We start from the raw sequence: 15933 nt of genomic DNA, 5'->3' as shown, positions 1-15933 counted from the left end.
GCGCCGCCCTGCGCCGCCTACTGGCTGTCATGACCACACTCGCCTCCCCCGTCCCGTCGCCCTGCACCAACATCTGTCGCATGAACCCGGCGACGGGCTGGTGCTCGGGCTGCTGGCGCACCCTCAGCGAAATCGCCGCCTGGTCGACCATGGACGACGACGACAAGCGCCGCATCTGGTCGTTGCTGCCCGCACGGCGCGTCGAGCACGAGGAACCGCCGGTGCAGCATCGTCGTGTCGTCGCGAGCGGCACCGGCGGCGCCGGCGGGGCCGGCGATGCTGGCGCGAACAACACATGAACCCCCTTTCGTCACCGCATATGGGAAAAATCGTTGAAGTTGGCGAAACGTTCTCCGCCACCCATCACTTCTCGCCCGACTCGATCCGCGAGTTCTCCACGCTCGCGCATGACTTCAACCCGCTGCATCTCGACGCCGACTACGCGGCGGCCGATCCGCGTTTCGGCGGATTGATTTCGTCCGGCACGCAACAGATGTCCTATCTGGCTGCACTGCTCGCCACGCATTACTCGAAGACGGCGCAACCCCTCGGCCTCGAATTCGACATGAAGCTGCGCCGCGCGGTGCACGCGGGCGACGACATCACCGTGCGCTGGACAGTCACCGACAGTCTCTGGAAAGAAAAACTCGCGGGCGACATCGTGTCGCTCGACGGGGAGGCCGTCAATCAGCGCGGCGAGACGGTGATTGCCGCCACGGCAAAGATTCTCGTATGCGCCAAACCGGCCTGATGCGCCGCGCCCTCCCGCCCCCCGCCGTGTCACCCGACATCCCCCGGATCGCCGTTCACGAGACACGCCCATGACCTCGCTTGCCCTCCCGTCCGGGCTGCGCGTGTTCGAGCGCGGCTGGCTCTCATCGAACAATGTGCTGTTCCTTGGCGACGCGCCCACGCTGGTCGACAGCGGCTACGTCTCGCACTCGGAACAGACGCTGGCGCTCGTCGCGCACGCGCTGCCCGACGGACAGCCGCTCGCTCGGCTCGTCAATACGCATCTGCACTCCGATCACTGCGGCGGCAACGCCGCGCTCCAGACCCGCTATGGATGCCGCACATGGGTGCCGGCCGCCGAAGCCGATCCGGTCCGCCACTGGGACGAGCGACGCCTGTCGTTCGAGGCGACGGGGCAGCAATGCGCGCGCTTCACCTTCGACGACACGCTCTCGCCCGGCGACGCCATGACGCTCGGCGAGCACGAGTGGCTGGTGCTCGGCGCACCGGGGCACGACCCGCATGCGCTGATGCTCTACGACGCCACCGACGGCATCCTCATTTCGGGCGATGCCCTGTGGGAACGCGGCTTCGGCGTAATCTTCCCGGAACTTGGCGGCGAGTCGGGTTTCGCCGAGCAAGCCGCCGTGCTCGAGCTCATCGCGCAACTCGATGTCTCGCTGGTGATTCCCGGGCATGGCAAGCCGTTCGACGATATCGACGCTGCGCTGGTTGCTGCACGCTCCCGCCTCGATTACCTGCAAAGCGATCCCGCCCGCAACGCACGCAATGCGCTCAAGGTGCTGATCGTCTTTCGTCTGATGGCCGAGACGGCGATGGCCGCTGCGGCGCTCAAGGCCACCTTCGACACCGCACATGTGTGGCGCAATGCCGCCGCGATGCTCGCGCCGCCGTCGGGCTGGCCCGATCTGCTCGACACGCTCGTTGCGGAATTGGTGAAGGCCGGCGCGCTGCGCCATGACCGCGAGACGGATATGCTGTACGCCGTATGAGCGACTTGGCCCAGCCCCAAAAAAACAACGCCACTTGCCAGCAAGGGCAAGCGGCGTTTGAGGACGTGACGTGCCGGACGAACGCTGCGGTCGCTAACGCTGCGCCCGTCCTGCGACATCGTGATGCTGAGGCCGCCTGGCACGCGATTTCATCCTAGGCGCCACACCCGCTTCGCCCCAAGGGGACTTTCCCTGATACGAGGCAAAAGCGGGACCGTGGCGTGGGACGACAACGCGGACAAAGCAATATCGGCGGCCCGATGCGTCCCGTCGGAACCGAAGATTTCTTCGAGTGCCCGCTCACCGGGCCACGGGCGAATCCCCCTATAATCGAACGATCGTTCGCGAAACTGGATCTCCGCAAATTGCGCGCCGACGCAATGCTCGCCGACCGTCGAACGTCCTGCTCAAGGAGACTTCATGGCACTTCCCAAGATTCTGCAAAACCTGGCGCTGCCCGTTGTGGCCTCGCCGATGTTCATCGTGAGCTATCCGGAACTGGTACTTGCGCAGTGCAAGGCCGGTATCGTCGGCTCGTTCCCGGCGCTCAACGCGCGCGAGCCGCAGATTCTCGAAGACTGGCTCTCCCGCATCACCGAGGAACTCGCGTCGTACAAGGCAGCGAATCCGGAGGCGGTTGTCGGCCCGCTTGCCGTCAACCAGATCGTGCATCAGTCGAATCAGCGGCTCGAGCATGACGTGCGCGTGTGTGTGGAGCATCGCGTGCCGATCTTCATCACCAGCCTGCGCGCGCCGCCCAAGGAAGTGCTCGACGCGGTGCACAGCTACGGCGGCATCGTGCTGCATGACGTGATCAATCTGCGTCACGCGAACAAGGCGCTCGAGGCCGGCGTGGACGGACTGATCCTCGTTGCCGCCGGCGCAGGCGGACATGCGGGCACGCTCTCGCCATTCGCGCTGGTCGGCGAAGTGCGCAAGATTTTCGACGGCCCCCTCGTGCTCTCGGGATCGATCGCCAACGGTGGCTCGATCCTCGCCGCTCAGGCGATGGGTGCCGATCTGGCCTACATCGGCACGCGCTTCATCGCCTCGACGGAAGCGAATGCGAGCGACACCTACAAGCAGGCCATCGTCGACGCGAGTGCCAACGACATCATCTATACGAACCTGTTTACCGGTGTGTCTGGCAACTACATCCGCCAGAGCATTCTGAACGCCGGCCTCGATCCGGACGACCTGCCCACCGCGGACAAGACCGCCATGAATTTCGCCAAGGCAAAGGCGTGGAAGGACATCTGGGGCGCCGGTCAGGGCGTGGGGCTGATGGACGACGTTCGCCCGGCGGCCGAGATCATCGCGCGTCTGAAGCAGGAGTACGACGACACCCGCCGGCGCCTCGCCGGCTGAGCGCCCCATCGGCTGCCCCAAACGAATGGCCGCGGGCGCCTGACCCACGCCCCGGCACCCCGAAATCGATAAGGCGTCCCACCGAAGCGCAAGCCCGGCGGCTGCCCGATATGCCATCGTCACTCCCGGACTGCCGGTAGCGTACACGTCGCTCACGACGCGCACTACGGCAGCCCTTTCAGGAGAGGAGTTGCCATGTCATCGATTTCTCATCAACGCGCTATCCGACCGACGCCGCAGTACGACCTTCCGACTGCGGCGCGTCGTCCTCGTCAGTCGACATCGGGGCGTCTCGAGTCAGCACGTTGCCGCCGTTCACCGTCGACGCGCGAATATTTTGTCGCCACGTTTGTCGAGGCACGATGCACACGGGCATCCGTAGGCCTGCGTGAAATGACCGCTCGCAGTGGCGACAATGCCTCGCGAGAACCCACCGCCATCTGGCGTGCGGCCCTTGCCGTGATGTTGATCTCCCATCTTGCGACGCCTGCCACCGCAGCGCTCCCGGATCGCTCTGTCGCCAGCCCACCGCGCGATACCGAGCCACCGGTCGAGGGCCATCTCCCCCACCCTGCGTCGAATCATGCGACCGACAGCGGCGCCACCATTCTTGTGCAGCGCATGGAGCACCCGGCATTCAAGTCCGACTACACGTTTCCCGATGTACTGCGCTCGGTCAGTTCGGCGCGCGAGCCCTTTCGCCGTCTGGGCGAATCGGTCGGCGACGCCATCGAGATCCTTGGCGGACACGACGTGGCACCGGGGCTGCGTCAAGGCATGACGATAAGCGGCGAACTCGTCGATATCGCAACGGGGTTCATCCCCGAAGTTCAACTCGTGAGACTGCCCGGCGAACTCGCCGGCGTGGTCGTGGACAGCCTCGATGGCAAGTTGCCGACCGGTGACGTGCTGTCCGGACTGGTGCAAGGCGCAGACCCACGCACCTTCGGCTTATCCATGGCGTCACACGCGCGCCCCAAAGTGCCGCCCTCGATGGGAGACGAATTGCCCATCGAGCCGATCGTCTCCCTAAGCCGGAGATTTCATCCGGTGCCTCGCGCAAGAATGGCGGCTCGACGACATCCGCCCAGCGAACATAAAGCTGACACTGCCAGAGAGGCGACCAATGGAGCAGAGCATATTGCCGCCGACCCCGTTGACCTTGCTCCCGAGTCGACACATGACGACCACCCCGCGTTCGCAGCGCCGCTGTATATCGCAGGCGAGGCCGAACACTTGTCCGGTTACGAGCAAGAGTTCCCTGCGGACCCATTGCCCGACGGCGAGCGACCGCGTCTGCTGGTGATGAATGGCGAGCGCTACATCGGTGGCGAAGCCGGCTACTACCGCGCGACACGCGGGGGCAGCGACGACCATTGGCTGATCGACGCACCGAGGCGCGACAAGGCACAGGTTCCCGTGACATTCGATGCGGCAAGCGGGCAGTGGCAGGCGCACGCCCCCTTGCGCTTATGCGGAGGCGGTTGCAGCCAGAGCAAAGCGTTGCCGACGGATAGTATCGACGAGCGACATGCGGAAATCGAAGCGCCGGTCGGCCGCCTCCACGAGGAGATTCTGAGCAACGGACTGCCGTCAGATAGCATCGACGAGCGATACGTGGAAATCAAAGCGGCGGTCGGCCACCTTTACGACGAGAAAATGCAGTTGGCGATTTTGCGCGGCATGGAGACGTTGGCCCATATGCATCTGTTGCGCACGAATCGCCCCGACACGAGAGGTACCGGCGACAACTCGATCATGGCCCACCGGGCGGCGTTGCGCAAAGCGATGGCACATATCGATCGCTATGCGCCACTGGTGACACAGCAACGGCAAGCCGCGGAAATCACGTACAGGCATTACGACCGAAACCACTACGCAGAGGCCTTTTGTCACGAGAACGCGGAAATCCTCTTCCATCAATTGTTGCAGGGCGGCGTACCGGAAGACCGGATTCGCATCATTACCATCACTCCACAGCGCCGCTCACCGCACGTGCTCGTCCTCTATACCGAGACGCACGATCTCACGACATTGCTCGATCTCGCGACGCCCCAGCCCCCCATCGTCAATCATCGCGACGGCATCAGCGGCGTGACGTTCAGTGGCTTCATCTACATGAACAAAAAAACGACGCTTCTGCTCGATCCATGGAGTCGTATCAAAGCCTTTGAATTCTCCCGTGCGCGCGACGAACGCGATGTCATGCGAATGCTGGACAACGCCCTTGCCGATGTCGGGCACCAAAGCGGACAGCCCTTCACCGTATCGGTTACCCGGCCGTTCGGCACTCGCATCTTCGGAAACCGTCAGCACAGCATCTCCAGCCTTAGCACTTCCGGCAGCCCGGCAAGGCTCGGAAAAGTGTTCGACGGCGTAGAATCGCCGCCCTCGGATCCCGAGGCGTTAAGCCGCCCCGAGTCCGAGTCACGCGGCACTTCGGCGTCGAACGGTGATACCGTCCCCTCCACCTGATATCGTGCGAATTCCGTCGTCGTCGTGCGACGACGGAATCGATAACTCGGTCCGCCGAAGCGCAAGCCTGACGAATGCAATATGTCATCGTCCTCCCCAGACTGCCGGTAACGCCCGCGTCGCTCGCGATGCGCAAGACGGCAGCCCTTTCTGGAGAGGAGTGGCCATGTCATCGGTTTCCAATCAACGCGCTGTCCGAACGACACCTCGTTACGATCTTCCCCCCACGGCACATCGCACGCGCCTGACGCATGAGCGTCTCCACGCGTTTCGCGCTCGGTCTTCCGCGTCGCACGCGCCTTTCGCGCAGTCGTTTCTCGGGGCACGAGGTACGCCTACGTCGGTGGGGCTGCGCGCGATGACCTCGCGTGCTGTTAATGCCGAAACGCCGGAGCGCGTACCCGTCTGGTCCGCCGCGCTCGCGGTCATGCTGATCTCTCAACTCGCGACGCCGACTGTCGCCGCCCGCCCGGGGCAGCACACCGCCGATGGCGCGCTTGACGCCTTGCCCTACCCCGGGGGCCGTCCCGCTGAGCTCCTGTCAAATCCTTCGTCCAGCCCGGCACCGTTGCATGACCCCGCCATTGCGGTGCGTCCTGTGGAGCACACCGTCATCAGATCGGACTACACGTTTCCCGAGGCGCTGCGCGCAGTCAGTGCGGCACGCGAGCCGTTTCGTCACCTGGGAGAATCCGTGGGCGATGCCTATGAGGTCCTTGGCGGGCATGAGATGACGCAGCAGACCCGTGAGCGCATACGTGCGGGCGCCGAAGTCATCGACTTCGCGACAGGTTTCCTCCCCGACGTACAACTGTTGCGACTGCCCGGCGAGTTGGCCGGCGTGCTGGCAGACAGCCTCGAGGGCAAAGCACCGGAAGGCGAAACACTCGCGGGTCTGGTGCAATCCGCCGACCCTCGCGGCCTGAATCCTCACGTGGCACCTCATGCGGCACCTCATGCGAGACGTCTCGCATCGCGCCCGGCGCGGGGCGAAGCGCCGCATGCCCCCGGCATCCCCTCGGATCGCCCGCTTCATCCGGTACCTCGTGCGCAAATGGCGGCCCGAAGAAAACCGTCGCCAGATGGAGAGGCCATCGAGGCCGAGCACTTCTTCCTTGCGCCCGATGCGGTTCGGGCCAAAAATCCCGCGCCCGCCACATCGCTGTATATCGAGGGCGAGACGGAACACCTGCGCGGTTACGAACAGGTGCTCAGTGGCGAAGCTTTACCCCCGGGCAAGCGCCCACGTCTGTTACTCATCAACGGGAATCACTACATCGGCGGCGACGCCGGCTACTACCGCGCCGCACGCGGTCGCAGCGACGACCACTGGCTGATTCACGCCCCAAGACGCGATAAAGCCCAGGTCCCCGTCACCTTCGACTCCGTGACCGGGCAGTGGCAGGCCCACGCGCCGTTGCGCTTGTGTGGGGGAGGTTGCGGCGGCAGCAAAGAGCCATCGACGGACAGCATTGCCGGCACCTACTCGGAAATCGAAGCCGCCATCCGTCACCTGCATGACGAGAGAGCGCAGATGGCGATTCTGCACGGTATGGGAGAACTGGCAGACATGCACTTGCTGCGAACCAACCGCCGTGACACACGAGGTTCCGGCGACAACTCGATCGTGGCGCATCGCGCCGCGTTGCGCAAAGCGATGAAACACATCGATCGCTATGCGCCGCTGGTGACACAACAACGTCAGGCCGCAGAGATCACGTCGCGGCATTACTACTGGAACCACTACGCCGAAGCGTTCTGTCACGAGAACGCGGAGATTCTCTTTCATCAATTGCTGCAACGGGGCATATCGGAGGACCGGCTCCGTATCATCACTGTCACGCCGCATCAACGCTCGCCGCACGTTCTCGTGCTCTATACCGAAGCGCATGACTTCATCACGCTTCTCGATCTCGCGACACCGCAACCGCCGGTCGTCGATCGTCGTGACGGCATCAGCGGCGTAACGTTCGGGGGGTTTGTGTACATGAACAAGGGGCAAACGATTTTGCTGGACCCGTGGAGCACCACCAAGGCTATCGAGTTCTCGCGCGCGGGCAACGAACTCGACGTCATCCGTACACTGGACGAGGCTTTTGCGGACATCGGACTCCAAAGCGGTCAACCGTACACCGTGTCGGTCACCCGGCCGTTCGGTTCACGCATTTTCGGGGCACGTCAGCGCAGCATTTCCAGCCTGGGCAGCACCGGCAGTCGGGGAAGCGCGGGCAGCCTTGGCAGCCTGTTCGGCGGCGAGGGGGCCATCCTTTCGCGGCCCGAGCCGCTAAGTCGCCCTGACGCCTCGCCCAGCGGCAGACGTCTTGGGGTGCCAAAGCCGGATGCTGTCCCACCCACATGACTCGACGTGAGTGCCGTCGACGTTTCGCAGCAACGCGACGGAATCGATAACCCGCACGGCCGAAGCACAAACACATCCTGTTTGCGAATGCGAATCTTCCCCCTTGGCTGCCGGCCCGGCTTCCTGCCCGCCTCGCCATGCTCATATTCCGTTCATCTTCAGGAGGTCATGCCATGCGGTATTCGTCGCATTGTCGTGCGATCAATGCTCCCCCTTGTTATCAAGCTGACCGTCACCCGCCCTCTCGCGACACGCTCGCGTTCACGCTGCCTGCCTTCCCAAACGAGTTTCACGGCACACACAACGCCCGAAAGTGTTCCGCCAGCCCTCGCTCGGATCGCACCTCTCCCACCGGTGCCGCGTCGGCGTCCACGAACCCCTGGTCGATCGCCCTGGCCGTGATGCTGGTGGCCAATCTCGTCGCGCCGCCGGTCCTGGCCACGCCGATGCTGCCGCGTCGGGCGGCGCAACAACCGGAAGGGGATAGCGCGTCCGACATCGCCACAGCCTCCCCGCCCGAGGCGCAAACGCAAGCCTGGCACGATATCGAGCGGCACCCCCTCGATCATCCACGCGTCAAATCCAGCTACACCGTTCAGGAGTTTCTCAGGGCCATCGCCATGGCCAGTTCGCCGTTCCGGAATCTTGGCAGGGTGGTGGGCGAAGCCTACGAGGCGGTGAGCGGCGAGCAAGCGAACCCGCCAGCCGTCGCGACGGCCGAGCGGGTCGGCAGCGTTGCCGATGCCGCCACCGGCCTGATCCCACAAGTTCAGCTCGCCCGGCTGCCCGGACGTGTCGCCGAGGTCAGCGCGGACGCCCTCCAGGGCAGGCTGCCGCCACCATCGACGATCGCCGATCTCCTGCAGTTTGGCGACCCGCGTTCGTTTGGGAGCCACGCGCCAGCGCCACATGAAGCGCCGCCGGATCAACCTGTGCTTTTCCGCCGCGCGCCCGTGTTCGACGCCTTCCCCGATGAGGACATCGATATCGGCCCGGCAGCAAACTTGCCTGCTGACGAGAATCCGCCGGCAATGTCCCGCGCGGCGACCGAAGAAGGCGACGGAGAACGTTTCGGCCCGCTCGCGTCCGCGGCGATCCATCGCCCAGGCGCTCCGGGTGGCATGCGCACCCTTCATGGCCTCAGCGGCCTCGGTGGTCTCAGTACCCTCAGCAAACTCGGTGGCCTCGGTGGCAGAAAGGGGCGAGGGGGTCGGGACGCCCCCGATGCCGCAGCAATTCCGGACGCGCTCGACACGCTCGACACGCCCGATGCGCCCGATAGCGCCGAAGCCGCACTGCACATCGAAGGCGAGCACGAATATCTTCAGGGATACGAACAGACGCTCCCTTTGTCGCAACTCCCCACCGGCTCACGACGCCAGTTGATGACGCTCGATGGCCGTCACTATCTCGCTGGAAAATCCGGCTACTACCACGTGAGTCCCGGGCGCAGCGCCGACCACTGGCTGATCAACGCCCCGCGCGGCACACGGGCGCAAATCCCCGTGACATACGATGCGCAGACGCACACTTGGCGCGCAGACGCCCCATTGCGTCTATGCGGAGGCGGATGCGGACCGAGCCGGGAGTCCACACCGGACAGCGTTGGCATGAGCAAGAACGATGTCGCCGAGGCGATTCGTCATATTGCCGATCGCGATGTTCGCGACGCCATACAGCAGGCATACAGCGATCTGGCGCACTTGCATCTGATGCGCACCAATCGCGAAGACCTGCGCGCATTGCGCGACAACTCCATCGTCGTTCACCGCCGTGTGCTGGTGCCGCAATTGATGCGGCTCGATCCGTATTCGACGCTGCTCGAACAGCAACGCGAAGCCGCCCTGATCACGACGATCCACTATGACAACTACTCGGATCACAATCTTCTCGATCTCAGCCCCGAGGCCTTCTGTCAGGAGAACGCGGAGATTCTCTTTCACTACCTGCTCATGCGCGGCGTGTCCAGCAACAACATCCGCATGATTACCGTGCGCTCGCACGGCCGCCCGCCCCACGTCATGGTGCTCTATACGGAATCGGACCCATTCATCGATCTGCTCGATCTGACGACACCGCAGCCCCCCATTTTCGGTCACGACGACGGTATTCCCGGAGACATGTTTGCAGGAGCTCTTTTCCTGTCTCGCAGCTCCACCGTCCTGCTCGACCCCTGGAGCCGCATCAAGGCATCTTCATTTCCATGGGCCAACGACGCCGACGATGTGCGGCGCATGCTCGACATCGCACTGGCCGATACCGGACGCATTCCCGGTAGCCCTTTCACGGTCGCCCTGACCCGGCCGTACCCGGCTGCACGTGAGCGATCCGTCTCCTCGAGCGGAAGCTCCATCAGCATGCGAAGCCAGGGAAGTTCGGCAGGAGACTCGATACGCTCGGGTCCCTCGCACCGCGCCCCGCCCGACTCGCCGGACTCACCGCCGGACGCCGCCCGCGACACGCCGCTTTGATTCCGGTCTGACGCCCCCCGGTGCGCTTGCCGCGCGCGAGCGCCCCCCATCGTTCGCAAGCCTCCGGGCCCTCGCTTAACAGTGCGTCTCACATCCTATGGAGATGTGTCCATGCCCTATTTGTCACGCCATCGCCTCGCCAGCGCAGTCCCTCACTACGGTATTCCGATCTCGGTCAGTCTTCGGGATAACCGGCCGCACACGACCTTCGCAGCGGAGTTGCGGCACGCACGCATCGCGCGAGCCACCGACGTCACGCACGCGGCGGAAACCCGTGCGCGACACACCTCGTCGGTCGTCTGGCCGACTGCCTTTGCCATGATGCTCGTTGCCGCCAATATGGGGACGTCTACCGCGCTCTCCACGCCAGGGCCGCAAAACCCGGGGGACTGGCTCCCGGGCGATTTGGACGAAAGAGGTGTCGTCCCGGCAACACCGACGGTGACGCCAGTGGAAACCCAGACGATGTCGGCGGGCGAACACGCCGACGTCGTGCGCGTTCCTATGGAGCACTCGTCCATTCGAACGCACTACACCTTCGGTGATGTGCTGCGAGCTATCGCCGCGGGCGACCAGCCCTTTCGCAAGTTGAGCGAGTCCATTTGCGACGCCCACGCGCTCCTGAGCGGAGAAACACTCGATCCGCAGACCTGTACGACGTTGAAGAAAATCGCGAGCATGATCGATTCGGCGACGAGCCTGATCCCGCAAGTCCAGAAAATTCGCATCCCCAGCCATCTGGCCGGACGAATCGCGGACGAAGTGGAGGACATTGCGGTGGTGGCAGGTGAGTTGGACGAAACGCTTCAACTGGTGGACCCGCGCAACTTTGTCGAGCCGGAGGGAATGCGCGCAACGCAACGCGGCGCCAACGTCCCCTTCATGCCGGAGGAGGACACCTTGGCAAGACAGGTGCCGGCAAAATCCCCCGACGCTGATGTCGCTGGCAATGCCGGTGAAACCAACGAGGTCGACGAGGCCAGTGAGGAAGATAAAGCCGGCAATACCGGCGAAGACCACGGTGTCGATAGCGTCGAAGACGCCGCATCGCCATGGCACAGCCCTCTCAGGCAATACCACGCCCACGATACCGGGGGTGCGCCAAGCCATGCCATCTCGCCCGGATCTCGCGGCCGCGAGATGGCCAACCACACGCCTGCGGACTTCCGGATCAAGGATGAACGCCAATTCCTGTCAGGTTACGAACAGGACCTGCCGCGTGTGCGGTTACCGGCCGACACACGCGCACGGCTCATGGTTGCGAACGGTCACTACTACATTCGGGGCGAACTCGGTTATTACCGGGCTACGCGGGCTCGCGACGGTCATCATTGGCTGGTCGACGCGCCCCAGAAGGGCGAGACGCGGGCACAGGTTCCCGTCACATACAACAAGGCAACCGCCGAATGGCAAGCCCATGCGCCGTTACGCCTGTGCGGTGGGGGCGGGTGCGCGCCGAGTCGTGAAGCCTCGCCCGACAGCATCGCGATGAAGTATCAGCAGATCGCCGATGCGGTGCGACATATTCCTGAGGAGCCTGTGCGCACCGCCATCGAGCGCGCATTCCACGACGTCAGCCGAATGGCCCTGGTGCGGTCCAATCGAGAGGACCTGCGGCAAATGCGGGACAACTCCATTGTGGGGCACAGAGCCGCCCTGACACCGACCATGAAGCGGATTAACCACAAAGCCTCCCTGTTCATCCAGCAACGCGAGGCTGCGCTGTCGACGACGACGCATTACTACTGGAACCGCGAGGCCGAGGCCTTCTGTCAGGAGAACGCCGAAGTGCTGTTTCACTATTTGCTGGATAACGGCGTGCCCGGCGATCGGATTCGCATGATCACCGTTCAGCCACGCAATCGTGCGCCGCACGTCATGGTGCTCTATACGGAGTCGCCCGTTTTCATCGACCTGCTGGAACTGGCTACGCCGCAGCCGCCCGTGGCCGGCTATATCGACGGCATCGACGACGCCTCGTTCGCGGGGTGGGTATCCATGACGCGCGACAGCACGCTGCTGCTGGACCCGTGGAGCACGGTCAAGGCCACGTCGTTCGTGGACACGACCTCCGAGCATGAACTGGTTGACGAGCTCAACGCCGCACTCGCCGACACCGGTCATCGACCCGGCAATCCGTACGTCGTCTCCATCACGCGTCCACTCGGTGGGCGACGCACCCTCGGGAGCCGTCGCGGCAGTATGGTGAGTCTCGGCAGTTCGGGCGGGTCGGACTCCCCGGGCATTTCGGCTCGAGCGTCGTCCACCTCCGGATCAGGCAGCGGTGGTGTGGCCGTCTAACCCGCCAACACGCTTCCCCCCTATCACGATCCAGCCGTCCGCACATCAGTGTCCCGGCCCCTTGGAGAAGTTCATGCCATTTGCTTCGCACCCTCGCGTTTCCAGCTTTTCGCCGTGTTACGGATTACCGCATGCGCACCGGCATCACGAGCGCAAACCAGACACCCCGGCAGGTTTGCCACGCGCCTTTCGCAGCGCGCGCTGTGTGCCCCAGGAGACCGGTTCGCGGGCACTCCTGCGTCGCGAACGCACGCGCGCCCACCGATCGCCAAACGACACCGTCTGGCCCGCCGCGCTCGCCATTCTTCTGGTCGCCAATCTCGCGACGCCCGCCGCTGGCGCCGTGTTGAGTCGCGCGTTTCATTCTGACGGGGACGACGACGTCAGAGGACCTCGCTTCCAGTCGTTCAATCCCGGCCATATGCCGGACGCTCAGCCCTCCGAAGTCGAAGCGCCCATATCGTCGGCGCACGACGACGTCATCATCAGGCCCGTGGAACATGCCTCGTCTTTCAAGACCGAATACACCTTTGAGGAATTCGTCAGGGCGGTGTCCACGGCAAGCGCCCCATTCCACCATCTGGGCGAATCGATGGGAGAGGCTTACGAAGTGCTGAGCGGAAGCACAGTCAGCCCGGGCCTGCGCGAGAGCGTGCGGAAAGGGGCCGATGCGCTGGACTTCGCGACCGGATGGGTGCCGCAGGTGCGACTCACGCGATTGCCCGGCGATCTTGCGAGCGTCGTCAGCGATGAACTGGAAGGCAAATCTTACGATCCCGAAAAGCTGATAGGCCTACTGCAATTCGGCGATCCGCGCAGTCTCGGTTCAGGCCCGCAAGCGCACGCCGATTCGGCTCATCCCATTCCAGCATCTTCAGCACGTCGCCCGGCAGAGAAATCCTGGCTGGCGCTTCATTTCGACGCGTTGCGTCCAGAGCCGGAGGCGAGGGACGTGTCGTTGCAAGCGCGGCCGCCTGCCCGAGGCCAGAGCGGCGCAGGGCCGCGAGAGACTCACCCGGGGCAAGCCACGCACCCGGCCTTGAAATCCGCCGGTGGTCGCGCGAACGACCCCGCGTCGGCAAGCCGGCCGCACATTGTGGGGGAACATGAACATCTGCAAGGCTATGCACAGACCTTGACGGCAGATCAGCTTCCTTCCGACGCACTGCCGCGCGTCGTGGTGGTCAACGCACAGCACTTTCTCAGGGGCGAAGCGGGCTTCTATCGCGTGCAGAAAGGTCTGAGCGCCGACCACTGGCTGGTCGACGCCCCCAGAGGCAGCGAAAGCCGAGCGCAGGTGCCCGTGACATACGACGCAGGCACCGGCAAGTGGCAAGCCCACGCGCCGTTGCGACTATGCGGCGGCGGGTGCGGCGCGAGCCGGCTCGACTACGTGCAGGACAGCATCGCCGGCAGTCTTGAGGATATTTACAGCGCGATACGCCACGTTCCCGACGAAGGCGCACAGGAAGCGATCCAGAATGCGTTCGTCGAGCTGAGCGAATTGCATTTGCGGCGAACCAATCGTGCCGATCTACGACCGATTCGGGACAATTCGATCGTGAACCATCGGGCGGTGCTGCGCAACGCCATGAACGGCCGGGTCGACCCGCACGCCCCACTGATCAAGCAACAGCGCGATGCATCCACGATCACGGCGATCTATTACGAGTGGAACGTCACCGCCGAGGCCTTCTGTCAGGAAAACGCAGAGATTCTTTTCCACGCATTGCTCCAGAACGGCATATCGAAAAACCAGATCCGCATGATCACCATCAAGCCGAAAAACCGTCCACCTCACGTCATGGTGCTTTATACGGAGTCCGAACACTTTATCGAACTCATGGACCGATCCACACCCCAGCCACCCAATCCGGGCTATCGCGACGGCATCAACCATGAGCTCTTCCGAGAGGCGGCGTACCTCACACGTCAGTCGACGGTGCTTCTCGATCCGTGGAGCACAACGAAAGCCATCTCGTTCGCGAGCACCACCAGCCGGATCGATGCCGGGCGCGTCATCAATCGCGCACTGATCGACATCGGGCATCTGCCTGGCAATGAATACACCGTTTCCGTCACGCGTCCGCTCGGCGCTCACCGTGTCAACGCGAGAGGCCGGGGAAATTCGTTGAATTCGGAAGGCACATCGAGTCAATCGGCAACGAGCACGATGAGTCGGGGCGGCAGTCTCGCGTCGGGGGATACGTTGCCATCGCAACTGGAGGAGGACGAGGCTGAGGTTTGACGCGAGGCCTGTCCCTCGCTACCGGCGCGATGCCCGCGCCGGTGCTTTCCTGCGGTCACACGATTGTCAGTAGGTGTACACGCCGCGTCCGGTCTTGCGCCCGAGGTACCCCGCCGCGACCATCTCCTTGAGCAGCGGGCACGGGCGATACTTCGAGTCGGCAAACTCTTCGTAGTACACATTCATGACCGACAGGCAGACGTCCAGACCGATCATGTCGGCAAGCGCAAGCGGCCCGATCGGGTGATTGCAGCCGAGCTTCATGCCTTCGTCGATCTCTTCGGGTGACGCGAGATGCTCCGCCAGCACGAAGAACGCCTCGTTGATCATCGGCACCAGAATGCGGTTGACGACAAAGCCCGGCGCATTCTTCACCGTAATCGGCGACTTGCCGAGCTGGCGCGCGAGCGCATCGACACGCGCGTGCGTCGCGTCGCTCGTTTGCAGACCGCGAATGATTTCCACGAGTGCCATGAGCGGCACCGGATTGAAGAAATGCATGCCGATGAATTGCGCAGGCTTGGCAACGATGGCGGCAAGCTTGGTAATCGAGATCGACGACGTGTTCGAGGCGAGAATCGCATCCTCCTTCGCCACGCCTTCGAGTTGCTTGAGAATCTTGACCTTCAGATCGAAGTTCTCGGTCGCGGCTTCGATCACGATGTCGGCCCCGGCAAGCGCCGCATAGTCGGTTGCCGTGGTAATGCGGGCGAGCGCCGCCGTCTTGTCGGCAGTGCTCAGCTTGTCCTTCTTGATCAGGCGGTCGAGACTGGCCGCGATCGTCGCCACGCCCTTCTGCACGGCCGCATCACTGATATCGACCATCGTCACCGGCAACCCGGCCACCGCACAAGCCTGTGCAATGCCGTTACCCATCGTGCCTGCGCCAATGATGCCTACGTGTTGAATCGTCATGTCGTCTCTGCTCCGTTTGTGCTGAATGGTGGCGGGAATACCGTCTTGCGC

General features: G+C 63.8%; 10 protein-coding genes. 9 read left to right on the top strand and 1 reads right to left on the bottom strand.

Annotation, left to right across the window (positions count from 1 at the left end; translation table 11 throughout):
- Positions 1 to 29 precede the first annotated feature (29 nt).
- The 9 genes from PI93_RS01845 (at position 30) to PI93_RS01805 (ending at position 14967) form a co-directional block, all read left to right on the top strand.
- Complete coding sequence (locus PI93_RS01845) at positions 30 to 299, top strand: DUF1289 domain-containing protein (RefSeq protein ID WP_080759355.1); 270 nt, start codon at positions 30 to 32, stop codon at positions 297 to 299.
- 20 nt (positions 300 to 319) lie between these two features.
- Positions 320 to 751, top strand: a complete 432-nt coding sequence (locus PI93_RS01840; RefSeq protein ID WP_080759354.1) for a MaoC family dehydratase — start codon at positions 320 to 322, stop codon at positions 749 to 751.
- A 70-nt stretch (positions 752 to 821) separates the two neighbouring features.
- A complete protein-coding gene (locus PI93_RS01835) occupies positions 822 to 1745 on the top strand; it encodes an MBL fold metallo-hydrolase (protein WP_039373582.1) in 924 nt (307 codons plus the stop codon).
- Between the two features lie 420 nt (positions 1746 to 2165).
- Entirely contained in the window at positions 2166 to 3113 is a 948-nt protein-coding gene (locus PI93_RS01830) for an NAD(P)H-dependent flavin oxidoreductase (protein WP_039373580.1), read from the top strand.
- Positions 3114 to 3506: 393 nt separating this feature from the next.
- Positions 3507 to 5588 (top strand): hypothetical protein, encoded by a 2082-nt coding sequence (locus tag PI93_RS01825; RefSeq protein ID WP_039373579.1) that lies wholly within the window; start codon positions 3507 to 3509, stop codon positions 5586 to 5588.
- Between the two features lie 358 nt (positions 5589 to 5946).
- On the top strand, positions 5947 to 7947 hold the full coding sequence (locus tag PI93_RS01820; protein WP_039373577.1) for a hypothetical protein: 2001 nt from the start codon (positions 5947 to 5949) through the stop codon (positions 7945 to 7947).
- Positions 7948 to 8120: 173 nt separating this feature from the next.
- Entirely contained in the window at positions 8121 to 10418 is a 2298-nt protein-coding gene (locus tag PI93_RS01815) for a hypothetical protein (RefSeq protein WP_158453257.1), read from the top strand.
- A gap of 465 nt (positions 10419 to 10883) precedes the next feature.
- Positions 10884 to 12719 carry a hypothetical protein gene (locus PI93_RS01810; protein ID WP_159372148.1) on the top strand — a complete coding sequence of 612 codons (1836 nt, stop codon included), beginning with the start codon at positions 10884 to 10886 and terminating at the stop codon, positions 12717 to 12719.
- A gap of 73 nt (positions 12720 to 12792) precedes the next feature.
- The gene (locus PI93_RS01805) at positions 12793 to 14967 is read left to right on the top strand and encodes a hypothetical protein (RefSeq protein WP_144400186.1); all 2175 of its coding nucleotides are present in this window, start codon (positions 12793 to 12795) and stop codon (positions 14965 to 14967) included.
- Positions 14968 to 15033: 66 nt separating this feature from the next.
- Here the strand turns inward: PI93_RS01805 and PI93_RS01800 are convergent, their stop codons facing one another.
- Positions 15034 to 15882: a 3-hydroxybutyryl-CoA dehydrogenase gene (locus PI93_RS01800; RefSeq protein WP_039373570.1), complete on the bottom strand. Its 849-nt coding sequence runs from the start codon at positions 15880 to 15882 to the stop codon at positions 15034 to 15036.
- Between the last annotated feature and the right edge of the window lie 51 nt (positions 15883 to 15933).

The sequence above is a fragment of the Pandoraea fibrosis genome, assembly GCF_000807775.2.
GTDB lineage: Bacteria > Pseudomonadota > Gammaproteobacteria > Burkholderiales > Burkholderiaceae > Pandoraea > Pandoraea fibrosis.
This window is presented reverse-complemented; position numbering and strand designations above follow the sequence as displayed.